Origin of the sequence: Winogradskyella sp. PG-2, from assembly GCF_000828715.1 — a bacterium.
GTDB lineage: Bacteria > Bacteroidota > Bacteroidia > Flavobacteriales > Flavobacteriaceae > Winogradskyella.
Genome location: NZ_AP014583.1, coordinates 2,712,835 through 2,736,120, shown reverse-complemented (window position 1 = coordinate 2,736,120; position 23,286 = coordinate 2,712,835). Strand labels below are relative to the sequence as shown.

Genomic DNA, 23,286 nt, shown 5'->3' with positions numbered 1-23,286 from the left:
CTTCTGATGAATATTTTGTTTTTCAGAAAAGGCAAAGTGTTAAGTATTTGTTAAAAAATCATTATTTTTGTTAAGTTGACTAACCGCTGCTTAATAATGAAAAAAACAACCGTTACTATAGTCGCAATATTTCTATTGCTGGCCTGTTCTGACGATACAGTAAAACCGACAAGCAAATCAACATTTCTTCTCAACCAATTATCTAAAAAGGATTCTGGGATTGATTTTGCTAACCTTGTCTCTGAAGATGCTGAACATAGCATTATAAACTACATCTATTATTATAATGGTGGTGGTGTAGCATCTGGTGATATTAATAATGATGGCTATCCAGATTTATTTTTTGTATCTAATACTGGAGACAATAAATTATATATCAATAAAGGGGATTTAAAATTTGAAGATATCTCTGAAAAGGCAAATATTTCTGGTGAAGCAAGTTGGCAGACTGGTGTTACCATGGTAGATATTAATAATGACGGTTTAATGGATATCTACGTATGTGCAGTTTCTGGCTTATTAGATTTCACAGGACATAACGAACTCTTTATCAATAATGGCGATGGTACTTTTACTGAAAAGGCAAAAGATTACGGTCTTGATTTTGAAGGCTATTCAACACAAGCCTACTTCTTTGATTATGATAAAGATGATGATTTAGATGTATATATCGTCAATCACGCAGTCCACACAACACTTTCTCATGGTAGAGCAGATTTGCGTTATAAACGTGCACCTCTTGTTGGTGATGTATTACTCAATAATAGCAATGGTAAATTTACAGACGTCAGTGAAAAAGCAAATATTTTTGGAGGTGTTAATGGTTATGGTTTAAGTGCTTCAATTGCCGATTTTAATAATGATGGCTGGGATGACATATATGTTTGTAATGATTTTCATGAAGATGACTACTATTACCTTAACAACCAAGATGGTACGTTTAAGGAAAGTTTAGGAGAAGCCTTCTCAACCATAAGTAGATTTTCAATGGGAAGTGATGCTACTGATATTAATGGAGATGGTTATCAAGATTTAATGACCTTAGATATGTTACCTAAAAATGAGCGTGTACTCAAAGAAACTGAAGGAGATGACGCCATGTTTAATATGCAAGTACATCTTAAAAAGTTAGGCTACAAAGATCAGTATTCTCGAAATATGTTACAACTTAATAATTCTGGCGACTATTTCGAAGAAACCGCTTTTTTAAATAAAGTTGCAGATACAGACTGGAGTTGGTCACCATTATTTGCAGACTTTAATAACGACGGTCATCAAGATTTATTTATTTCTAATGGTATTTTGAGGCGTCCTAATGGATTAGATTTTAAAAAATATGTGTCTAGTGCTTTTAAAGGTCGAACTCAAGAAGATGGTTTAAAATGGTTATTCAACTCTATTAATGAAATGACTAGTGGTAAAGTTACTAACGAAATCTTTGAAGGAAATTCTAAAAATTTTAAAAGTAAAACTGGTGTTTGGATAGAAGATAAACCTAATCTTTCCAATGGAAGTATATACATAGATTTAGATCGTGATGGAGACTTAGATATAGTAACTAATAATTTTGGAGAAACCGCTGGATTATATGAAAACACAATAAATGGTTCTAAAAATTATATAGCATTAGATTTTGAATATAAAGGTCAAAATATAGAAGGTATTGGTCTAAAAGCAATTGTATACAATAATGGTAAGCATCAGCTGAAACAATTATTTAAATCTAGAGGCTTCTTATCATCCTTAGATAGTAATTTACATTTTGGTTTAAATGAAGCCTCTTCTATTGATTCAATTCAAATTATATGGCCAAATAATGAGTATCAAACTATCATTAATCCTGAGGTTAATAAAAACTTAGTGATTCGTTATGCCTCTAAGAATGAAAGCTATAATTATAACTACCTATTAGATTCAAAGTCTACATTTAAAAAAGAAAATCTTATTGACTTTACGCACAAAGAAGACAATTACAATGACTTTGTTGAAGAAAAGTTAATTCCATATAAGATTTCAACATTTGGTCCAGCTCTAGCTAAAGCAGATTTTGATGGTAATGGTTTTGAAGATATTTTTATAGGAAACAGTTCTGGTGAAGCTTCAAAACTTTATCTTAATTCCGGATCTAAATTTACACGCTCTAGTCAACCAGTTTTTGAAGATGATATAGTATACGAAGATAATGACGCTGTGTTTTTTGATGCAGATAATGATGGTGATATAGATCTCTACGTTGCATCTGGTATTAATGAATCTAAAAATAAAATCTATCTAGAGGATCGATTATATATAAATGAAAAAGGGGTTTTTACAAAATCAGAAAATCAAATCCCAGTTAACCCATTAGTAACAACAACAATAAACGCTTTAGACTACGATAGTGATGGCGACATTGATCTATTTGTGGGTAATCTTGCTGATGCCAATGACTATGGCAAACGGGTATCATCTAATTTATTGGTTAACGACGGAAAAGGAAATTTCTCAATAGATTCAAATTTCGAATTATCATCAAAAGTTACTTCTGCATTCTGGAAAGATATTAATGGAGATAATGTTAAGGACCTATTAATCTCTACAGAATGGGATGCACCAAAACTCTACATCAATAATAACGGAAAACTTAAACTCATCGAAATACCAAAATCGTTAAATGGTTTATGGCAATCCATTTGTACCTTTGATATGGATAATGATGGTGACCAAGATATTCTATTAGGAAATTGGGGATTGAACACAAAATTCAACCTAAACTTTGATGGACCGCTAATTATGTATCATTCGGATTATGATGAAAACGGAGTCCCAGAAACGCTTATAGCTTATAATAAAAATGGTAAGTATTATCCAATGAATTCTAAAGATGAATTGGCTGCGCAAATGAATGTCATCAATAAAATATACAAAAACCATAAAAGTTATGCTGGTAAAACGATAGAAGAAGTCATGACCAAAGGCTCTATAAGCTTAGCTACTAAGTATGAAGCTCATACTTTAGCTTCAGGTTATTTGAGAAACGACAATGGTAGCTTCACAGAATTTGTAGAATTTGAAAATGATTTTCAGTTAGCGCCAATAACTTCATTCTCAGAAATAGTTCTGAACAATGAGAAGCAACTTTTAGTTGGTGGCAATTCTTACAGAGTCAACACCTACCATGGTTCATACAGTTCTTTAAAAGGACTTTTGGTAAAAGACGAATCTAATTACCAATCCGTTTCAAACTACGGAATGGAAGCTTTTAATAAACAAATAAAGCAGATTGAAACTATTAAAATGAAAAACAAAAACTTAGTTCTTATACTTTCTAATAATGATGTTTTAAAAGTATACTCTTATAAAAACTAGGCTATGAATCTTAAACGCATCGCTATATCAGTTTTTATTTTTTTAATGATTTTATCTTGCGAAAAAGAAAAAAAATCGATTGAAATTTCAACTGAAGATTACCATAATGCCGTTGATAAGTTGACTGAAGTGATGATTCATGATATATTTTCTCCACCTGTTGCAAGTCGTATATATGTGTATCCAAATATTGCAGCTTACGAAACTTTAAATCAAGACAATGCGACGTATAAATCATTAAGCAAGCAATTAAACTATTTAGAGATAAATGAAGTTGTAAAAGCTGAAGGTATCAACTTAAAATTAGCATCAATAATTGCATACATAGATGTTGCCAAAGAACTGGTTTTTTCAAGAGATAAAATAGAAGCCTATAGAGATAGTCTCTATACACAATGGAAAAAAACAAACTCAAGCCAATTTAAATATTCTAAAGCTTATGCATTAGGAATTGCTGATCAAATTAAGGCATGGATGGGAGCAGATCGTTACGCTGAAACGCGTACCATGCCAGATTATAATATCTATACTGAAGATCCATCGAGATGGGAACCTACTCCACCTGCTTATATGAAAGGTATAGAACCTCACTGGAATAAGCTTAGACCATTCGTTTTAGATTCTGCCGCGCAATTTAAACCAACTCCACATCCAAAATTTTCTTTAGAAGAAGGCACACCATTCTACAAAGAGCTAATGGATGTATTTAATCTAAACAATACGATTAGAGCCAATGGAGATGACTCCGAAGAAGTAGCTATTGCACGTTTTTGGGACTGTAATCCTTTTGTATCTGTAAATAAAGGTCATTTTATGTTCGCTGAGAAAAAAATTACTCCTGGTGCGCACTGGATTGGTATTTGTAAAATTGCCTGTAAAAAAACAACATCCGATTTTGAAAAAACAGTTTATGCTTATACAAAAACTTCTGTAGCTATTGCAGATGCTTTTATTAGTTGCTGGGACGAAAAATATAGAAGTAATCTAATTAGACCCGAAACTTTAATTAATAAACATTTAGATTTAGAATGGGCTCCGATTCTACAAACTCCACCATTCCCAGAATACACAAGTGGACATTCAGTTGTATCAGGTGCATCATCTGAAGTATTAACTGAAATTTTTGGAGATAATTTTCAGTTTGATGACACCACAGAATTACCTTTTGGTCTACCAATGCGATCTTTTAATTCGTTTAGACTAGCAGCACAAGAAGCCGCAGTAAGTAGATTATATGGTGGTATACACTACAGAGCTGCAGTAGAAGTTGGTGTTGATCAAGGTATTGCCGTTGGTACTTTGGTAAATTCTAAGGTCTCATTTTTAAAATAAAACTTAGTACTGCCTTGTTGCAAGAAGCACCAAAGTACAGGCTGCTTCATATTCAATATTATATTCATCTAGTAACTTATAAAGTTCTGAATTCTCAGTCCCTGGATTAAAAATAACGCGATTAGGTTTTAAAGCAATAATATAGTCGTAATAAACTTTTTGTCGTTGAGGATTCAAATATAAAGTCACTGTATCAATGGCATCATAATGTATCAATTCAGTATCTATTATAACATCATTAACCTCACCTCCTCTAAGCCCAAAAGCTTTGACGCTGTGATTATATTTCCTAAGTCTATTTATAGCGATATTAGAGTAACGCTCTGGCTTAAGCGAGGCTCCAAGCACTAATGTTTTTTTTGTCATAATGTTAAAAAGATGTTAAGTAATGTTAAATTAGGTAACATCATACAAAAATAGTCGTCTACCTTTTAACGAACTTTCGATCAATCAAAAATAATCAATCAATGAAACATTTATTTGTAATGTTTGCTATGCTTTTTTCTGTCATAGCATTTTCCCAACCCAATTCCAATTCAGATATTAAAAGCGGTTCCATAACGGGACGCGTTATAGATGCAGCCCTGAATGAGCCCTTACCCTATGTAAATATAGTCATAAAAGATGCTGCTAATAAAATCATCACTGGTGGAATTACCAACGACGATGGAACTTTTAAAATTGACAAAATTCCTGAAGGACTTGTAAAAGTAGAAATATCTTTTATTGGCTATAAAACCATCTTAAAAGAAGTTAATATCGGTAAGAATAGTTATAAAATTAATGTTGGAGATATTAATTTAGAAGAAGATGCAGCAAACTTAGAAGAAGTCACTGTTGTTGCAGATGTCTCTACTATTCAACAAAAAGTAGATCGTAAGGTTATTACTATAGGTAAGGATTTGCAAACTGCTGGTGCAACTGCAAGTGAGATTATGAATAACCTACCTTCAGTAAGTGTAGATCAACAAACAGGTTCTATTAGCTTGCGTGGTAATCAGAATGTACGCATAATGGTAGATGGAAAACTCTCTAATATCCCTGCAGAGCAACTAATAAAACAAATACCATCTACATCTATAAAAAGTATAGAATTAATAACAAACCCTTCAGCAAAATATAATCCAGAAGGCATGAGTGGTATAATTAATATTGTGCTTCATAAAAATACTATGATAGGTTTTAATGGAAACATTAATGTTGGTCTAGCTTATGACATAGAACCAAAATTTAATAGTTCAATTGATGCTAATTATAGAAATGGCAAGTTTAATCTCTATGGTTCTTATAGTAATAACATATCAAAAAACTATAACTACGGAAAAATTAATAGAGTAGAGCAACAGATCGATCAAAGGTTTAATATTTTAGATAACAATAAGTCACACCTTTTTAAGATTGGTTTAGATTATTATTTAAATGATAAAAACATAATTTCTGTATTTACTAACCAGAATATATTTGATGGTTGGACTAACGTAACTACTAATATTAATTACTTAACTGACCCTTTATTAGATCAGTCACAAGCTATTAGAGGTGACAATGAAAATGACTCTCAACAATACAACTTTAACTATAAACACGATTTTGATGACGAAGGTCATAATATTGAGTTAGAAGTTGACCATAATATTTATGAAGGTTTTGGAGGTACTAACAATACATTTTTCAGTGCACAACGTCCAAATTTCATAGAAGATACAGATACAGACAGAAACAGAACAACTATAAACTTAGACTATGTTAATCCTTTATCAGAGTCCGTAAAATTAGAATTGGGTTTACAAGCACGTTTATTTGACAATAGCATTTTTTATCAATCCGATGGACGTGCACAAAATGAAGCCGGTGATTACATTCCAACAACTACAAGATTTGACTATACAAGAGACATTTATTCGGCTTATGCCACATATGGTAAGAAATTAGAAAAATGGAATTACCAAGTTGGTTTAAGAGCAGAAACTGTAACTGTAGATTCAGAAGCCTTCAGAAGAGATTTAGCGGCTAACGCAGAATTAACGATTCCGTTTGAAAACGATTATTTTGAATTGTATCCTTCGGCATTCTTTACCTATTCTCCTTCAGAGAAAAACTCTTACCAATTTAGTTATAGTAGAAGAATTGATCGTCCTGGTATTGGACAAGTAAATCCTTTACCAGAATTTAATACGGCTTTAATTTCACAGTTCGGGAATCAAGAATTACAACCTCAATTTACAAACTCTATGGAGGTAAACTATACGAGACAGTTGAAAAAGGGAAGTGTTACTGCAGGTGTATTTTATAGAATCATTGAAGATGAAATACAACAAGCCATATTAATTGACAGAGCAGATACAAATCGACTCATTATAACTAATTTGAATTTTGATAATACTTCTGCTTACGGTATAGAATTATCATCAAGCTATCGTCCTACAAAATGGTGGAGTATCAATGCAAGTTTCGATTTATTCTCTCAAACTCAAAAAAGTGTAGCCGAATCTTTTGATACTAATGGTGATATTCAACTAAACACAGTAGAGGTTGATAACGTGGCTTATAACGTAAGAGCTTTTAACAACTTTAAAGTAAGTAAAAGTTTAAGCTTCTCTGCATTCGGAATGTATAGAGGGAAAAATAAAAACGTACAATTTGAAATGGGCGACATGCTTATGGTGAACTTAGGTATGAGATACAGCTTTATGGAAGGTCGTGCCAGCTTTAACTTAAGCTATAATGATATTTTTGATACAATGTATGCACGCTTTGATGGGCAAAGACCATTCTTACAACGCGGACAGTTTAACTGGGAAAGTCAACAAATATCTGGACGATTATCTTACCGTTTTGGTGGCGGAAAGTATAGAGCAAAATCTCGTAAGCGTCGTGATAATGATGAAAAAGAAGGAGGAGGAATATTTTAACATATAAAGTGTCACAATTTAAAAAAATGTAAGTCTTTATAATAAGGTGACACAACATATTATTTAATAGGAAGCATACATAGTTGATGGTTAGTGTTAATGTTTGACTATTAAATGAAGAAAACCCTGACAACAATCTTGTTCGTCAGGGTTTTTGTTAAATGCACGTTAAATAGATAATGTGATGTAATAAAATAGAAATAGTTACGTCTATAGTATGAGATAAGTTTTAAGTAATAGTAATTGTAAATGAAAATTTATAATAGTGTTAGTTAAATTGGTTAATAGCTGAAAAGCCCAGACGAGTTAATTGTTTGGGCTTTTTTATTTTTAAAGATTTCTTTAATATCTTTTAAAATATAAACTTTAGCATTATTCAGATATGTATTTTTCGAATTCCGATTTTTCTACTTTCTCTATTATTATTCGTTCCTCAATTTCCAATTTTCCAGATTTAGTAAACGATGTACTTTTATCATTTAATTTCTCAATAAAATACTCGAAAGTTTCATTTCTGAAATCAAATATAGACCATGCAAAAGTTCCTTTTTGATTTTGTTTTGATAGTAATCTGTTTCGGTTTTAGCATTTAAAACTCCATATTCAATTACCTTTTTAAAATGCCCATTTCTTGGTTCTGGTTTCCACCAATACGTTGTGGATTTTTTGGATTGGGCTTCGTCTATTTTCCAATCATCTTTTAGTTCAGGAATTCCTAGTTTTTCACGTTCAGTATTAAATTCAAATCCGTGATTCGTATTTAAGGGAATAAAAAATTCTGAAATTATAAAACCAAGAAAAATTCCTAAATAAACTCTATTATTTTTCCAATAATTTTTAAATAATTCTTTTAAAGTAGCTTCTCGATTTTTGTTCCAATCCCAGATTAAAAAAATTGGCATTGAAATTAGAAAAATCATTAATATTCCAAAAAAGAAATAATGTCCACTCATTTAAAAATTATTGTCAGCAGTCTTATACAAGATTAGCTAATCATTTTAGCAACTAATTTAGAAAATAAATTACAGATAGACTGGCAAACAAGGTATAACTTATAACCATAGTTTATATAGTTTATTTTTTAGTATTGTTATGAATCCAATCCATAAGTACATTCTTATCTATCGCATCCCAAGTAGATTGTGGTTTTTTTTCTTGTGAAAGATTATTATCTGCTTGCAAAACAATTAAGTCTGCATTTTCATTTTCTGCGAGTTCCAATTCAGCTAAAAACCCAACTATATCTGTAGTGTTATTTTCATACAAGGTTCTGTGATATTTCTTCAGTCTATATTTTATTTCAGGTTTAATATAGGCTCTTATAGCCAAGTCCTTATAAACTGAAATATTTCTGTTCTTTTCGTCTAAGTAACTATAAGGTGAAAATTCGTGATAACGCTCTGGAGAAGTTTTTGGTGTGCCATTCAAATGGGTTTCCAACATATAATTTATAAACTTTGGCTCCCATAAGCTAATTTTATTGATTCTTATATCGCGTTCGTGTTGATACCATTTTCTTGTCCAATCCAAGGTAAAATTACAAATAACAATACCTTTTATATTGAGCTGAAACTCAAAATCACCCTCTTGCATAAATTTAATGTAGCGCATCGCTCTATGGCCTACTAAACTTTCGCCTAAAAAGAAAATATTTTCATTTGGCAAATTCTGTTTTCTAAATACTTCTACAATTAGTTTATGAGTAGACCTCATAGATGATTTATAAAAGTAAAAATCAAAAGGGATTTCGGTTGAAACTGATAATACTGCAAAGCCTTTTTTAGATGCTAAATTGTACATCTGTTTTGCGTTAGAATTCTTCTTTTCGTATCCTGAATCTTCGAGAAAAATGAGTACACCTTTTACGTCTTTATCTTCCGGGAGCATCAAGGTGTAACCACTTTGAATATAAGGCAAAAAGTCATTTTCTCCTCTTCCAATTCTAAGACTATCATTTTTCACAGGCTCATAATATTCAATTACTTCCTGAGCACAAGAATTTACACTAAAAACAATGAAGAAAAATAAAAGGAATTGCCTAAAAGGTATTTTCATTATCGTTTATTTTCAATTAAGTATGATGGTCTCGACTATGAATTTAAGGAATTTTTCAGTTAAGCAGACATAAGGTTTAAAGTCGATATCAGCATTAGTTTTCAATCAATTCTATTAAAACTAACATAAAAAAACTTAGAACTTACAACACTATCAAGTGTTTAAACTACCACTTCATAATCACACTTCCCCAAGTGAAGCCACTACCAAAAGCCGCTAATACAACAGTATCGCCATCCTTAATTTTACCTTCTTCCCAAGCTTCAGTTAATGCAATAATTATAGAGCCTGCAGTAGTGTTACCATACTTCATAATGTTATTAAACACTTGGTCATCTCTTAATGCAAATTTCTTCTGAATGTATTGTGCTATTCTTAAGTTAGCTTGGTGAGGAATAAACATATCAATATCGTCCTTTGCTAAATTATTTGCTGTTAAGCCTTCCATAATCACTTCGCTAAAACGTACTACAGCATTTTTAAATACAAACGTCCCATCCATATACGGGAAATAAGAATCATCATTCTCAGTTTTAGCGATATCTTGGACCCAATGTCTAATACTTGGCGCTTTAACAATCAATTTATCAGCATACTTGCCTTGACTATGTAAATGAGAAGATAATATACCAGAGTCATTATCAGATCGTGATAATACACACGCTCCAGCTCCATCACCAAAAATAACAGATACTCCTCTACCTCTTGTCGTTTTATCTAATCCGTTGTTATGGTATTCTGATCCAATGACTAAAACATTTTTATACATTCCAGTTTTTATATATTGATCAGCAACAGAAATGGCATACACAAAACCCGAACATTGATTTCGAATATCTATGGCACCAATAGTTGGCATATCTAATAGCTCTTGTACTTGCACACCACAACCAGGAAAATAATAATCTGGTGTCATGGTCGCAAAAACAATAAAGTCAATATCATCTTTAGTAAGACCAGCACGTTCAATAGCGATTTTGGAAGCTTTTGCTCCCATAGTTGCAGACGTGTCATCGCTATCTTTTTTTACCCAACGACGTTCTTTTATGCCTGTACGCTCTTGAATCCATTCGTCATTAGTATCCATAATCTTAGATAAATCATCGTTTGTCACCACATTGTCAGGTACATACCTACCTAAGCCTGTTATTTTTGAATTGTACATAGTATTTATTTAGTATTGCTAATTTAAACTTTAAGAAACAAATCGCTTTTATTCCTATTTGTATTCGTTATGCATGCATAGTATTTTAAATTATGCCATCTTGTCACAAATGTTGTCTTGGTATTTTATTTGTCTAGTAGTTTATTGAAATTAAAACAATAATTAATCAGATTCCTGTCTATTCAGGAATGACAAATACGACATAAAATGACAAAAGGAAGTATTAATGTATCGGTAGAGAATATCTTTCCGTTAATTAAAAAGTTCTTATACAGTGATCACGAAATCTTTTTACGTGAGTTAATTAGTAATGGTACAGATGCCACACTAAAATTGAAACACCTTACTAGTATTGGTGAATCTAAATCTGAATACGGCAATCCTCAATTAGAAATTAAAATTGATAAAGAAGGGAAGAAACTTCATGTTATAGATCAAGGTTTGGGTATGACAGCTGATGAGGTTGAAAAATACATCAACCAAGTAGCTTTCTCTGGTGCTGAAGAGTTTTTAGATCAGTATAAAGATTCTGCAAAAGATTCAGGTATTATAGGCCATTTCGGTCTAGGCTTCTACTCTGCATTTATGGTCGCTGAAAAAGTTGAAATTATCACAAAGTCGCACACCGGAGCTCCAGCAGCGCATTGGACTTGTGATGGCTCGCCAGAATTCACTTTAGTTGAAGCTGATAAAGAAGATAGAGGAACTGAGATTATTCTTCATATTGCTGAAGATTCTTTAGAATTTTTAGAAGAAGCTCGTATTCGTGAGTTACTGAATAAGTATAACAAGTTTATGCCAATTCCGATTAAATTCGGAACTAAAGAAGTAAATGATCCTGACTTTACTCCAAAAACAACTAAAGATAAAGATGGAAAAGAAACTACTGAACCTCATAAGCAGATTACAGTAGATGATATCATAAACAATCCTAATCCGGCTTGGACAAAACAGCCAACCGAATTAGAAGACCAAAACTATAAAGACTTCTACAGAGAATTGTATCCAATGCAATTTGAAGAACCTTTATTTAATATTCACTTAAATGTAGATTATCCGTTTAACTTAACAGGAATCTTGTATTTCCCTAAGATGACGAATGATCTGAATATTCAGAAGGATAAAATCCAATTATATCAAAATCAGGTATTTGTAACTGATAATGTTGAAGGTATTGTACCAGAATTCTTAACCATGTTACGTGGTGTTATTGATTCGCCAGATATTCCATTAAACGTATCGCGTTCGTACTTACAAGCCGATGGAAACGTAAAGAAGATTTCATCTTACATTACACGTAAAGTAGCTGATAAATTAAAATCTTTATTTAACAATAGTCGTGAGGATTTTGAAGCCAAATGGGACGATATTAAAATCGTTATTGAATACGGTATGTTATCTGAAGAGAAATTCTTCGAAAAAGCAGATGCCTTTGCTTTATACCCAACAGTTGATGGTAAGTTCTATACGTTTGAAGAATTAACCAATGCTATTAAAGCAAAGCAGACAGACAAGGATGATAAAATGGTTATCCTTTATGCCTCTAATAAAGATGAGCAACACAGTTATATTGAATCTGCAAAAGCTAAGGGTTATGAAGTTTTAATGCTAGACTCTCCTATTGTGTCTCATTTAATTCAGAAATTAGAAACAACTAAAGAAAATATTTCTTTTGCTCGTGTGGATGGTGATCATATCGATAACTTAATTAAGAAAGACGATACTGCGATTTCTAAATTAACTGATGAAGAAAAAACTAAGCTAGACGACCTTTTAAAAGCTGTTGTACCTTCTGAGAAATTCTCTATACAATTAGAAGCCATGGATAGTAATGCGTCGCCATTTATCATTACCCAACCTGAGTTTATGCGTCGTATGAAAGAAATGCAAGCTACAGGAGGTGGCGGAATGAATATGTTTGGTAATATGCCAGAAATACACAACCTCATCGTAAACACAAACTCTGAATTAGTTGGTGAGATTTTAAACACTAAAACTAAAAAGAAGCAAGAACGTTTAATTAATCAAAGTTTAGATTTAGCGCGCTTATCTCAAGGCCTTTTAAAAGGTGAAGAGTTAACGAACTTTATTAAACGTAGTTATGATATGATTAAGTAATAAATTTCTGTTCAGATAGAAAGCAACTAATTCTTAAAGCCACTTTATGAAAATAAGGTGGTTTTTTCTTTCTCAATTATTTCATAATTTAGTTAAAAATTAAAAAAATGAAAAAGCTCTTTTACAGTGTTGTCACATTATTAATAATAGCATGTTCTTCTGACGATAGCTCATCAGACAATAATCCACCACCTCCATCTACTACCACAATCACTGATACTAACTTTGAACAAGCATTAATTGACCTTGGTTATGATGATACATTAAACGGCAGCGTTTTAACTTCTAGTATTGAACTAGTTATAGATTTAATCATTGATGATAAAAATATTTCTGATTTAAGCGGTATACAAGATTTCAAAAATTTGTATACCCTTTCTGCTAATGAAAATTCTATAAGTAGCATTAATGTATCTTCTAACACCAAACTAAAATTTATCTTTCTAGATGAGAATAATCTTAACACAATAAATGTTCAAAATCTTCCGATGTTAGAAAAACTAAGCTTAAGTAATAATAATATCACTGCTATTAATGTAAATTCTATAACAACACTCCAGCAATTAATGATAGATGGGAATACCATATCGCAGCTCAATGCATCTACTAATACAAGTTTAAATATATTAGATACACGGAATAATAATCTTAGCTGTATTGAAGTAAGCAGTGATCAACTTTCTAATATACCAAGTGGTTGGAATAAAGACGACACAACTACTTATAACACTAATTGCAATTAATATAATCTTGCTTTTGTTTAACTGCTTAATAAGTAAAAGATGAAAACTAATAATCACTCTGTTAATTCAAAGTGGTTTTTTTGTAACTTATTCTCCAGAGAATCGTCTCATTAGTATTAATCAATCTAAGACATATGAAAACTAATTATTCCATTGCATTATTTCTATTAAGCTTTGTATTTACAATCACTATATCAGCTCAGAATGACACGCAACAATTCGACGACATTGTATCTCAATTTTATAATAATTCTGATGCACCAGGAGCAACAGTTTTAGTCGCAAAAAATGGTAAAACCATTTACAGAAAGGCCGTTGGCAAATCTAGTATAGAGTTAGATGTGGATATGATTCCTGAGAATGTATTTATGCTCGCCTCTATTACTAAACAGTTTACAGCAGTTTCTATTTTAATGTTAAAAGAGCAAGGAAAATTAAGTTTAGATGATCCTATTACCAAGTTTATACCAGATTACCCAACACTTGGCAAAACGATTACCGTCCATCACTTATTAAATCACACTTCTGGTATAAGGAGTTACACAGGTATTGGTAATTTAGTTGAAGTTGCTAGAAATGATAAAACTTTAGATGAACTTATCGATTATTTTAAAAACGAACCTATGGATTTCGATCCAGGTGAAGAATTTAGATATAACAATTCTGGGTATGTATTACTTGGAAAAATCATTGAAGTGATTTCTGGTGATACTTATGAAAATTTTATTGAGAATAAAATTTTTAAACAATTAGGAATGGCAAGTTCAAGTTATGGAAATACTAGAGAATTAGTTAAAAATAGAGTTGAAGGTTATGAACAAGACGATTCTGGTTATGTTAATGCAAATTACCTTAGTATGACCTTGCCACATGCAGCAGGTTCATTAACCTCTACCATTGACGATATGCTAAAATGGCAAAATGCGCTAACAAATAATACATTTATAAAAGCCTCAACTTTAGAAAAAGCCATTAATGGTTCTGAGCTTAATAATGGTGAGCATATTGGCTATGGATATGGTCTTGGAGAAATGAGTTTAAGAAAATCTAAAGGTTACACGCATAGTGGTGGTATTTTTGGCACATCAACAAATGGTATTTATCTTATAGAGGAAGATGTTTATGTCATTGGATTAAGTAATTGTAGCTGTAATGATATAGGAGGCCTTACACAAAATCTTGCAGCTGCAGCTATTGGAAAACCATTTCCTACAATGAAAGATGTTGTGAAAATTTCAGATGATAAATTAAAACAATGGGTTGGAGCATATGAGTTTGAAGATGGTGCCATAAGACATATTTTTATGAAAGATGGAAAACTAAGTAGTATGAGAGAATCTGAAACAAATACTGTTTTTGAAATTTTTCCATTATCCGAAAATCACTTTATGTTTGAAGAAGGTAATATTGAGTATAAGTTTTCAAAAACTGATGACGGAAAACATCAAGCCATCTTTATTACCGATTCAGAAAATATAGGTAAGGAAGTTAATAAAGCTATGCCAGCAGCTCGTAAGGAAATTACACTTTCTAATGACATCTTAAAACACTATGTCGGAAAATATGAGTTAGCACCGAATTTCAATGTTGAAGTTACTGTTGAAGGCAATCAAATATATGGGCAAGCCACTGGTCAGGGAAAATTTGAAGTTTTTGCTGAAAATGAAAATACCTTTTTTGCAAAAGTTACAGAGCTTAAAGTAAAGTTTAATAAAAATGCTGCAGGTAATGTAGAAAGTTTCACCCTTTATCAAGGAGGGCAAGAAACCATCGCTAAAAAAATTGAATAGTATTTTACAATATATAATTGAAACCACTTTGTTTAATCAAAGTGGTTTTTTGCTTTTTGACTTTTAAGAATTTTCAGCTAACTTCGATTTTATCAATTAATTTATTAATGTACAAATTAACACTCAATACTTCTTATAAACATCATATTATAGTTGCTTTAATTATTAGTTTGTGGTTAGTACTATTTTTAGTCTTTATTGCGCCTTTTGATGCATCAGATTTAAACTTTAGATTACGGTTAGCTATTTTACCAATGTATGGTCTGATTAGTTTTATAACTTATATGCTTTTAATTCCTTTTCAGAACTGGGTTTTCAAACGTTTCAAAAAATGGATAATCCCATTAGAAGCGATTTTTATAATTGTATTTAATGGTATTCAAATTATTGGATCTTATTCTTACTACAAAACCGAAATTGTAAATGGTGAGTACAATTTTCAAACATTTGTTTTCTTCGTTTACCTCCCTATTGGGCTAATCATTTTACCAATAATTATTCTTTCACGGTGGTTTTAAATAAAAAGATAACTCATAAATTTAAAAATACAATTACTTTAAAAGGGGATAATAAATTAGATGTTTTAAAAATTTTACCAGAAGATTTAGTTTGTATTTCTAGTGCCGACAATTATATAGAAGTTAATTATTTAATACAAGATAAATTACATAAAAAGTTACTCCGCAATACTTTAAAAGGCATACAAAATGAACTACCTTACTTATTAAAAGTACATCGTTCGCATTTAATTAATCCAAGTCACTTTAAGGAATGGAATGGTTCTAGCAGTATTATATTAACGGAAATAAAAGTTCCTGTTTCTAAAAACTATAAAGCAGCATTATTAGAAGTTATATAGTCGCCACTAAAACCTAACAGTCTATCCCTAACCCAGTAAATACAGTATTTAATGAGAGAGAAATCTCTATTTTTGATTCAAATAAATTTTAAATAATTTCATCATGAATAAGACATTTTTCTCTGCAATCATTCTATTACTATTTGTAATTTTCATTAACGCTCAAGATAAAATTGAAACTTCTAACGCATTACTAGAAACTTTGGTAAGTGACGGTTTTGCGGTTGGAGCTTCGGGCAGTTATTCCATAAATGGTAAAGTAATTTGGGAAGCTACAGCTGGATACGCTAATAGAGATAAGAATCAAGATTTTACTTTAGATACAGAAGTAAGAACAGCTTCTATTGCAAAATCAATGACAGCAATTGCAGTAATGCAACTTGTAGAAAAAGATTTTATAAATATAGATTTACCTATTGACAAATATATTCCAGAATTTGTTCAAAAACACGAAACAAAGATTACAACCAAACATTTATTATCTCACACATCAGGAATTAGTGCATACAAAAATGGAAAAGAAGCCGACAATAAAATCAATTACAGTTCTTTATTAGATGCCTATGAGGTATTTAAAGATCGTAAACTAAGCTTTGAACCTGGAACAGAGTTCTACTATACAACTTATGGTTATGTTGTATTAGGTATACTAATAGAAAAAGTTTCAAATATGTCTTATGAAGATTATATGCAAAAACATATTTGGGATAAAATTGAAATGACTAATACTGGCATAGAGAAATCAGACGTTAAACGCGAAAAAGCCACAACGTTATACCATAGAGATCGTAAAGGAAAAATTAAAAGAGCAAAAGAAATTAATTTAAGTAATAGAACTCCTAGTGGTGGTCTTTACTCTACAGCAAATGACCTTATAAAATTCGAGAATGCATTAATGATTAACACACTTGTTAGCAAAGAAACTTATGAGCTCATGGTGCAACAACATAGTTTAGAAAAAATAAACAATGGCTATGGTTTTGGTTTCTATCTCTATGGAGGTGAAGAAAAAGAGGATGGTATTATAGGGCACAATGGAGCGCAAAGAGGAACCTCGACGCAATTATTTGTGATACCAAGTATTAAAACTGTGGTGATAGTAGTCGCTAATACTTCTGGTATAATAACCGAAGTATCTACTGTAGCTGGTAAATTATTTAATACATTTCGACGTCAAGAATAAAATAATAGTCTAAATAAATTTCAACCGTATCTCAGTATATGATATCTTTGAGTATAGCCATTAATATATGAAAAGAGTCCAATTATTATCGATACTGCTATTTTTACTTACTACTATCCTATTTGCTCAAGAAAGCTTAATAGTAAATGCCTATAACAGGGAAGTAACTACTTTAAATGGACAATGGCACTATATAGTAGATCCATACGAAAACGGATTCTATAATTATAGATATGAGCCCTTTGAAAATCAGAAAAATCCTGGAAATGGCGCATTCTTTAATAATGCAAAAGCCAAATCTAAAACAGATTTAGTTGAATATAATTTTGACAAAAGCGATACCATTGCTGTGCCAAGTGATTGGAATACGCAAAAAGAAAAACTATTCTATTATGAAGGTACAGTTTGGTATAAGAAATTATTCGACTATTCAGTTTCTAAATCCTCTAATCGTGTATTTGTATATTTTGAAGCTTCTAATTATGAAACTGATGTATACTTCAACGGCAAAAAACTAGGTAAACAAATTGGCGGATTTACACCATTTAATTTTGAGGTCACTAACCTACTAAAAGAAAAAGACAACTTCTTAGTAGTTAAGGTTGATAACAAACGAAAAAAAGAAGGTGTCCCAACGCTAAATACAGACTGGTGAAATTATGGTGGTTTAACGAGAGAAGTTAAACTGATTGAAACACCAACCACTTTTATTGCAGATTATATGATTCAATTAGACCCAAATAATAATGAATCGATAAAAGGAGAAATAAGTCTTAATGGGAAAAAAATGCTAATCAAAATGTCACAATTTCAATTCCTGAGTTAAATATTAATTATGAAACTTTAACTGACAAAAATGGAATAGTAAAATTTGACATTACTCATACCAAAATTTGTTATTGGTCCACAAGTAATCCCAAATTATATAATATTACTATAGAAACAATTGAAGATCAAACCATTGATCAAATAGGCTTTAGAACTATTACAACTAAAGGTTCTGATATCTTATTAAATGGTAAATATATTTTCTTAAAAGGTATTTCTATTCACGAGGAAAGTCCAATAAGAGGTGGTCGTGGTCATTCAAAAGAAGATGCAAAACAATTATTACTATGGGCAAAAGAGTTAGGTTGTAATTATGTGCGTTTAGCGCATTATCCTCATAATGAACATATGCTTAGGTTAGCTGACCAAATGGGTATTTTAGTTTGGGAAGAGAATCCTGTCTATTGGACCATTCAATGGGAAAACAAAGACACTTTTGCAAATGCAAAGCAACAGCTCTCAGAAGTGATTGATCGCGATAAAAATAGAGCTAGTGTTATCATTTGGTCTATGTCAAATGAAACACCTACCAGTGAAGCGAGAAATGAGTTTTTATCCAAACTTACTAGTTTTACGCGAACAAAAGATCCAACGCGACTCATAAGTGCTGCATTAGAACAAAGTGATTATAATGGTAATAAGTTTATTCGCACTATTAGCGATGAATTTGCAAACAAAGTAGATATTCTAAGTTTTAATCAATATATAGGATGGTATGATGGTTTAGTTGAAAAATGTGCTACTATAAGTTGGAAAATTGATCAAGACAAGCCTGTTGTCATTTCAGAATTTGGAGCTGGTGCAAAATATGGATTACATGGAGATAAAGAGACGAGATGGACTGAGGAATACCAAGAACATCTATACAGAGAAACCTTAAAAATGTTGGATAGTATTAATCAACTCAGAGGCATCTCACCTTGGATATTAGTTGATTTACGCTCACCAAGACGTGTATTACCAGACATACAAGATAACTGGAATCGCAAAGGACTCATTTCTGAGAATGGTGAAAAGAAAAAAGCCTTTTTTATTCTTAAATCTTATTTATGACTCGAAAGATTAATTCTTAGTTCCTATTTAACGATAGAGTTTAATTATCGCCGTTATAAAGGTTCAATATTTTAACCCTCTTATTTAACCCATTGATTATAAGCATTTAACGAACTATTTTGCATTTCATCTATTTTAGATGTAATAAAAAACAAAATCTTGTGTTAAACAGGAAGTTATTTTTGTTTTCTTAAATTTTAATCCCTATGTTTATAATAGAGTAACCTTAACTCTATTTTAAAATTCTTGTTTAAATTTTTCTGTAGAGCTTTCCTCCAAAATTAATTTTTCAAGTTAAAATAATGTTAATCGAAGAATGTTATGGCCAGCTATTAACATATGTTAATGTATTTTTTTTCTGAATTAAATTAATTTGTTTTAGGAATTCTTAAAATAAGAGAGGTGAAATTACACAGTGCAATATCAAACATTTTTGTTGGAATTACATTTTCAACAGATGAAATTATTTTGATTGAATCAAGATTTGAGCGTATAACTGCAAAAAAAGGTGAACGCCTAATAGATTTTGGTCAAGTTGTGGATCAACAATATTTCATTGTCTCTGGTTGTCTTAGATCGTTCCATATTGATTCAAGGGGAAGAGAACATACTATTCAGTTCGGAATTAGGGATTGGTGGATAAGCGATTATACAGCTTTCTTTGATAGTAGTAAGGCCATTATGAATGTAGAAGTTATTCAAGATGCTGAGTTATTTAAAATTAGTTTAGAAGACCGAGATTATTTATATAAACACATTCCAAAAATAGAAGTTTACGTAAGACGTAAATTAGAGGTTGCATTCGCGTCATTCCAAAAAAGAATATTATCATACTTATCGCATAGTGCATGCGAAAGATATTTAAGGTTTATTGATACGTATCCTCAAATAGAACAAAACATAAAAAATTATCATATTGCCTCATACTTAGGCATCACAACAGAAACTTTAAGTAGAATTAGGAAAGAGATTTCTAGAACTTAATTAATTATCATAAATCAACTTTTTTCTAACATAAACACCTTAATTTTAAATAATTAACTATTAATTAATCCTAATTATTATAGTTAGTAAAAATCCCCCTATTTAATAGCATAAGAGCGCAAGTCTGGCTTGCGCTCTTTCTTATTATTTATTCATCTTTAACTTTTTTGGCCAAGTATTTGGTTATTATATTTATAATTCAATAGACATAATCACTAAAAATAAGGTACTAAAAGTTCTCACTTCTCATAACTGTGCATTTTTTATAACTTTATAAACTAAAGTCAATAAGATGAAAAAACTAAATACGCGAAGAGCATTTATTAAAAAAAGTGCTCTAGCTAGTCTAGCTATTCCAATACTCGGGAGCCATTTAATAGGCTGCAAATCTGAAGTAAAAAAAGAAGTTGAAAGTAGCGGTTCTTCAAAAACAGAATTAGATATTTTAATTCTTGGTGGAACAAGTTTTTTGGGTCCGCATCAAATAGCTTATGCATTATCTCGCGGACACAAGGTGTCAACCTTTACAAGAGGAAAAACAAAACCTTCTGTATATGCAGAATTGTTTGATCGAGTAGAACAACTTATTGGTGACCGAGAAAATAATCTTAAAGCTCTCGAGAATAGAAAATGGGATGTTGTTATTGATAATTCCGGAAGAAATGTGGATTGGACCAAAGCAACTGCCAACTTATTAAAAGATAATGTAGGTATATACATGTATACGTCCTCAACAGGAGTTTATTACCCATACTTAACTGATGACATCTCTGAAGACACAAAGTTAGTTCTAAGTATGCCAGAAGGGCTTACAGAAAACGAACAATATGAACAAGAATATGGTGTAATGAAAGCTAACTCAGAGCTTGAAGCTATAAAAGCTTTTGGCAAAGAACGCACCATAGTTGTAAGGCCAACTTATATGATTGGTCCTGCTGATAAAACAGATCGTTTTATTCATTGGCCAATAAGACTTGCAAAAGGTGGCGAAATATTAGTGCCAGGTAAAAAGGAAGATCCAATACAATATGCAGATGTAAGAGATATTGCAGAATGGTTTATTCGTCTAGCCGAAAATAAACAACATGGCATTTACAATGGAGTTGGTCCTAAATCTGCACAAACTATGCAAGAGTTTGTAAAAGAAGCGGCTAAAACTTTTGACGTAGAATTATCATTTGTAATGGTAGATGACTATGATTTCTTAGTTGAAAACAAACTCTATTATTCTGTACCTTGGATTATGGGAGGTGAAAAAAATTACGGTTCTGCAAGAATTTCAAATTCTAAATCTATTACAGCTGGTCTAACATTTAGACCATTAGAGAACACTGTAAAAGACACTTATAATTGGTGGACTTCAAATGCCATAACTGATGAACGTAGATCAGAGTATGAAAATAATCCAAATACGTTATTAGTTAAAGAAAAAGCAATTTTAGAAAATTGGAAAGCCACTCAATCCTAATTTGTGAAAGTTATTTCTACTAACATAGCACAGCCAACTACTTTTCTATGGAATGATAAAGAAGTAACCACAGGTATTTATAAAAAACCAACAGACGTTCCTATTTATTTAGGTAAAGAAGATGTAAGAGGAGATGAAGTTTCAGACCGACGTGTACATGGTGGAGAGTTTAAAGCTTGCTATTTGTTTTCAGTAAATCAATATCCATTTTGGAGAGATTTATATCCAAATTTAGATTGGACCTATGGAATGCTTGGAGAAAATTTGACTATTGAAAATTTAAATGAGAAGCAACTATATGTTGGAGATATTTATAAACTTGGTAGTGCCATAGTGCAAGTTACAATACCAAGAGAGCCTTGTTTTAAATTTGCTCATAAGTTTGGAACTGAAGACGTTTTACAACAATTTATAGATCATGGTTATTCTGGAACTTACGTTAGAGTTTTAGAAGAAGGCTACGTAAAATCTAATGATGATTTTCAACGAATTGAACTTAGAAAAGATAGTCTTTCAATTTTTGAATTATTTGAACTATTGTATGCTGAAAATAAAAACAAAACCAATATTACTAAAATTATTGATAACGAAGCAATTCCTAAAAAACTAAAAAAACGCTTGAAATTTTTCATGAAATAGTTATGTCAGCAAAATACAATCAAATAGGAATTAACTACAATCAAACGCGTAAAGCTGATCCGCATTTGACAGAACAATTATTAAAACATCTAAATCCAAAAAAAGAGGATTTATATCTAGATATTGGTTGTGGTACTGGTAATTATACATCTGAGTTACAAAAAAAGGGGTTTCAGTTTATTGGTATTGACCCTTCTATAGAGATGCTTCAAAAAGCACAAACTCAAAATGATAATATACAATGGAAAATTGGTTCTGCTGAAAAAACAGATTTACCTCAGCACAGTATTGATGGTATTATTGGAACGCTAACTATTCATCATTGGACTAATTTAGCAAGAGCATTTTCTGAATTAGAATATATATTAAAACCAGATGGTAAAATCGTAATCTTCACTTCTACTCCACAACAAATGGAAGGCTACTGGCTAAATCATTACTTCCCAAAGATGTTAGAAGATTCAATGGTACAAATGCCAACGCTTAAAACTATAGAAGAGGCAATGAATTCATCTGGTCTTAAAGTCACATCAACTAATATCTATAATATAGAACCTGATTTAGTTGATCAGTTTTTATACTGTGGTAAACAAAACCCTGAACTATACTTTGATGACAGTATAAGACATGGCATTTCTTCTTTTAGTGCTTTAGCAAACCTTGAAGAAGTAGAAACTGGTCTAGCACAATTAAGAAAAGATATTGATTCTGGTAAAATCAATACCATTATAAACTCTTACGAAAATAATCTCGGCGATTATCTTTATATCATTGGAGAAAAAACTAAAGAATAAACCTATAAGTTTACA

The 23,286-nt window shown here is 31.3% G+C and carries 19 protein-coding genes; 15 read left to right on the top strand and 4 right to left on the bottom strand.

Features of this window, described 5'->3' with window-relative positions:
• Positions 1-96 precede the first annotated feature (96 nt).
• Both WPG_RS12200 and WPG_RS12195 read left to right on the top strand, forming a co-directional pair.
• Complete coding sequence (locus tag WPG_RS12200; RefSeq protein WP_045473041.1) at positions 97-3,348, top strand: VCBS repeat-containing protein; 3,252 nt, start codon at positions 97-99, stop codon at positions 3,346-3,348.
• Between the two features lie 3 nt (positions 3,349-3,351).
• Positions 3,352-4,680 carry a vanadium-dependent haloperoxidase gene (locus tag WPG_RS12195; RefSeq protein ID WP_045473038.1) on the top strand — a complete coding sequence of 443 codons (1,329 nt, stop codon included), beginning with the start codon at positions 3,352-3,354 and terminating at the stop codon, positions 4,678-4,680.
• Positions 4,681-4,683: 3 nt separating this feature from the next.
• Here the strand turns inward: WPG_RS12195 and WPG_RS12190 are convergent, their stop codons facing one another.
• On the bottom strand, positions 4,684-5,046 hold the full coding sequence (locus WPG_RS12190) for a CoA-binding protein (RefSeq protein ID WP_045473035.1): 363 nt from the start codon (positions 5,044-5,046) through the stop codon (positions 4,684-4,686).
• A gap of 101 nt (positions 5,047-5,147) precedes the next feature.
• Here WPG_RS12190 and WPG_RS12185 point away from each other — a divergent pair, with 101 nt between their 5' ends.
• The gene (locus WPG_RS12185) at positions 5,148-7,592 is read left to right on the top strand and encodes an outer membrane beta-barrel family protein (RefSeq protein WP_045473032.1); all 2,445 of its coding nucleotides are present in this window, start codon (positions 5,148-5,150) and stop codon (positions 7,590-7,592) included.
• A gap of 479 nt (positions 7,593-8,071) precedes the next feature.
• Here WPG_RS12185 and WPG_RS12180 read toward each other — a convergent pair whose 3' ends face one another.
• From WPG_RS12180 to WPG_RS12170, 3 genes are all read right to left on the bottom strand, one after another.
• Positions 8,072-8,545 carry a hypothetical protein gene (locus tag WPG_RS12180; RefSeq protein WP_144374471.1) on the bottom strand — a complete coding sequence of 158 codons (474 nt, stop codon included), beginning with the start codon at positions 8,543-8,545 and terminating at the stop codon, positions 8,072-8,074.
• Positions 8,546-8,666: 121 nt separating this feature from the next.
• Entirely contained in the window at positions 8,667-9,647 is a 981-nt protein-coding gene (locus WPG_RS12175) for a hypothetical protein (protein WP_045473025.1), read from the bottom strand.
• 166 nt (positions 9,648-9,813) lie between these two features.
• Positions 9,814-10,812, bottom strand: a complete 999-nt coding sequence (locus WPG_RS12170; RefSeq protein WP_045473022.1) for a 3-oxoacyl-ACP synthase III family protein — start codon at positions 10,810-10,812, stop codon at positions 9,814-9,816.
• A 207-nt stretch (positions 10,813-11,019) separates the two neighbouring features.
• Between WPG_RS12170 and htpG the strand changes: the two genes are divergently transcribed.
• The 12 genes from htpG (at position 11,020) to WPG_RS12115 (ending at position 23,271) form a co-directional block, all read left to right on the top strand.
• On the top strand, positions 11,020-12,930 hold the full coding sequence (gene htpG, locus WPG_RS12165; protein WP_045473020.1) for a molecular chaperone HtpG: 1,911 nt from the start codon (positions 11,020-11,022) through the stop codon (positions 12,928-12,930).
• A 107-nt stretch (positions 12,931-13,037) separates the two neighbouring features.
• Positions 13,038-13,673 (top strand): hypothetical protein, encoded by a 636-nt coding sequence (locus WPG_RS12160; RefSeq protein ID WP_045473018.1) that lies wholly within the window; start codon positions 13,038-13,040, stop codon positions 13,671-13,673.
• 134 nt (positions 13,674-13,807) lie between these two features.
• Positions 13,808-15,463: a serine hydrolase gene (locus WPG_RS12155; protein WP_045473016.1), complete on the top strand. Its 1,656-nt coding sequence runs from the start codon at positions 13,808-13,810 to the stop codon at positions 15,461-15,463.
• A gap of 107 nt (positions 15,464-15,570) precedes the next feature.
• On the top strand, positions 15,571-15,981 hold the full coding sequence (locus WPG_RS12150) for a hypothetical protein (RefSeq protein ID WP_144374470.1): 411 nt from the start codon (positions 15,571-15,573) through the stop codon (positions 15,979-15,981).
• On the top strand, positions 15,972-16,322 hold the full coding sequence (locus WPG_RS12145) for a LytTR family DNA-binding domain-containing protein (protein WP_045473012.1): 351 nt from the start codon (positions 15,972-15,974) through the stop codon (positions 16,320-16,322). The genes WPG_RS12150 and WPG_RS12145 overlap by 10 nt, the downstream gene beginning before the upstream one ends.
• Before the next feature lie 103 nt (positions 16,323-16,425).
• The gene (locus WPG_RS12140) at positions 16,426-17,505 is read left to right on the top strand and encodes a serine hydrolase domain-containing protein (protein ID WP_045473010.1); all 1,080 of its coding nucleotides are present in this window, start codon (positions 16,426-16,428) and stop codon (positions 17,503-17,505) included.
• A gap of 67 nt (positions 17,506-17,572) precedes the next feature.
• Positions 17,573-18,160 (top strand): sugar-binding domain-containing protein, encoded by a 588-nt coding sequence (locus WPG_RS18655; protein WP_231850184.1) that lies wholly within the window; start codon positions 17,573-17,575, stop codon positions 18,158-18,160.
• Between the two features lie 152 nt (positions 18,161-18,312).
• On the top strand, positions 18,313-19,386 hold the full coding sequence (locus tag WPG_RS18650) for a glycoside hydrolase family 2 TIM barrel-domain containing protein (RefSeq protein WP_316929993.1): 1,074 nt from the start codon (positions 18,313-18,315) through the stop codon (positions 19,384-19,386).
• 402 nt (positions 19,387-19,788) lie between these two features.
• Complete coding sequence (locus WPG_RS12130; protein WP_231850183.1) at positions 19,789-20,370, top strand: Crp/Fnr family transcriptional regulator; 582 nt, start codon at positions 19,789-19,791, stop codon at positions 20,368-20,370.
• A 292-nt stretch (positions 20,371-20,662) separates the two neighbouring features.
• Complete coding sequence (locus WPG_RS12125) at positions 20,663-21,838, top strand: NAD-dependent epimerase/dehydratase family protein (protein ID WP_045473007.1); 1,176 nt, start codon at positions 20,663-20,665, stop codon at positions 21,836-21,838.
• Between the two features lie 3 nt (positions 21,839-21,841).
• Entirely contained in the window at positions 21,842-22,477 is a 636-nt protein-coding gene (locus WPG_RS12120) for an MOSC domain-containing protein (RefSeq protein ID WP_045473005.1), read from the top strand.
• Positions 22,478-22,479: 2 nt separating this feature from the next.
• Positions 22,480-23,271 carry a class I SAM-dependent methyltransferase gene (locus tag WPG_RS12115; RefSeq protein ID WP_045473003.1) on the top strand — a complete coding sequence of 264 codons (792 nt, stop codon included), beginning with the start codon at positions 22,480-22,482 and terminating at the stop codon, positions 23,269-23,271.
• The last annotated feature ends 15 nt before the right edge of the window (positions 23,272-23,286 follow it).

Bases quoted from the DNA above. Each gene is read 5' to 3' on its own strand.
- WPG_RS12150 (WP_144374470.1), top strand. From the start codon at position 15,571: ATGTACAAATTAACACTCAATACTTCTTATAAACATCATATTATAGTT.
- WPG_RS18655 (WP_231850184.1), top strand. From the start codon at position 17,573: ATGAAAAGAGTCCAATTATTATCGATACTGCTATTTTTACTTACTACT.
- WPG_RS12185 (WP_045473032.1), top strand. From the start codon at position 5,148: ATGAAACATTTATTTGTAATGTTTGCTATGCTTTTTTCTGTCATAGCA.
- WPG_RS12190 (WP_045473035.1), bottom strand. From the start codon at position 5,046: ATGACAAAAAAAACATTAGTGCTTGGAGCCTCGCTTAAGCCAGAGCGT.
- WPG_RS12175 (WP_045473025.1), bottom strand. From the start codon at position 9,647: ATGAAAATACCTTTTAGGCAATTCCTTTTATTTTTCTTCATTGTTTTT.
- WPG_RS12200 (WP_045473041.1), top strand. From the start codon at position 97: ATGAAAAAAACAACCGTTACTATAGTCGCAATATTTCTATTGCTGGCC.
- WPG_RS12170 (WP_045473022.1), bottom strand. From the start codon at position 10,812: ATGTACAATTCAAAAATAACAGGCTTAGGTAGGTATGTACCTGACAAT.
- WPG_RS12160 (WP_045473018.1), top strand. From the start codon at position 13,038: ATGAAAAAGCTCTTTTACAGTGTTGTCACATTATTAATAATAGCATGT.
- WPG_RS12125 (WP_045473007.1), top strand. From the start codon at position 20,663: ATGAAAAAACTAAATACGCGAAGAGCATTTATTAAAAAAAGTGCTCTA.
- WPG_RS12115 (WP_045473003.1), top strand. From the start codon at position 22,480: ATGTCAGCAAAATACAATCAAATAGGAATTAACTACAATCAAACGCGT.
- WPG_RS12155 (WP_045473016.1), top strand. From the start codon at position 13,808: ATGAAAACTAATTATTCCATTGCATTATTTCTATTAAGCTTTGTATTT.
- WPG_RS12180 (WP_144374471.1), bottom strand. From the start codon at position 8,545: ATGAGTGGACATTATTTCTTTTTTGGAATATTAATGATTTTTCTAATT.
- htpG (WP_045473020.1), top strand. From the start codon at position 11,020: ATGACAAAAGGAAGTATTAATGTATCGGTAGAGAATATCTTTCCGTTA.
- WPG_RS12140 (WP_045473010.1), top strand. From the start codon at position 16,426: ATGAATAAGACATTTTTCTCTGCAATCATTCTATTACTATTTGTAATT.
- WPG_RS12195 (WP_045473038.1), top strand. From the start codon at position 3,352: ATGAATCTTAAACGCATCGCTATATCAGTTTTTATTTTTTTAATGATT.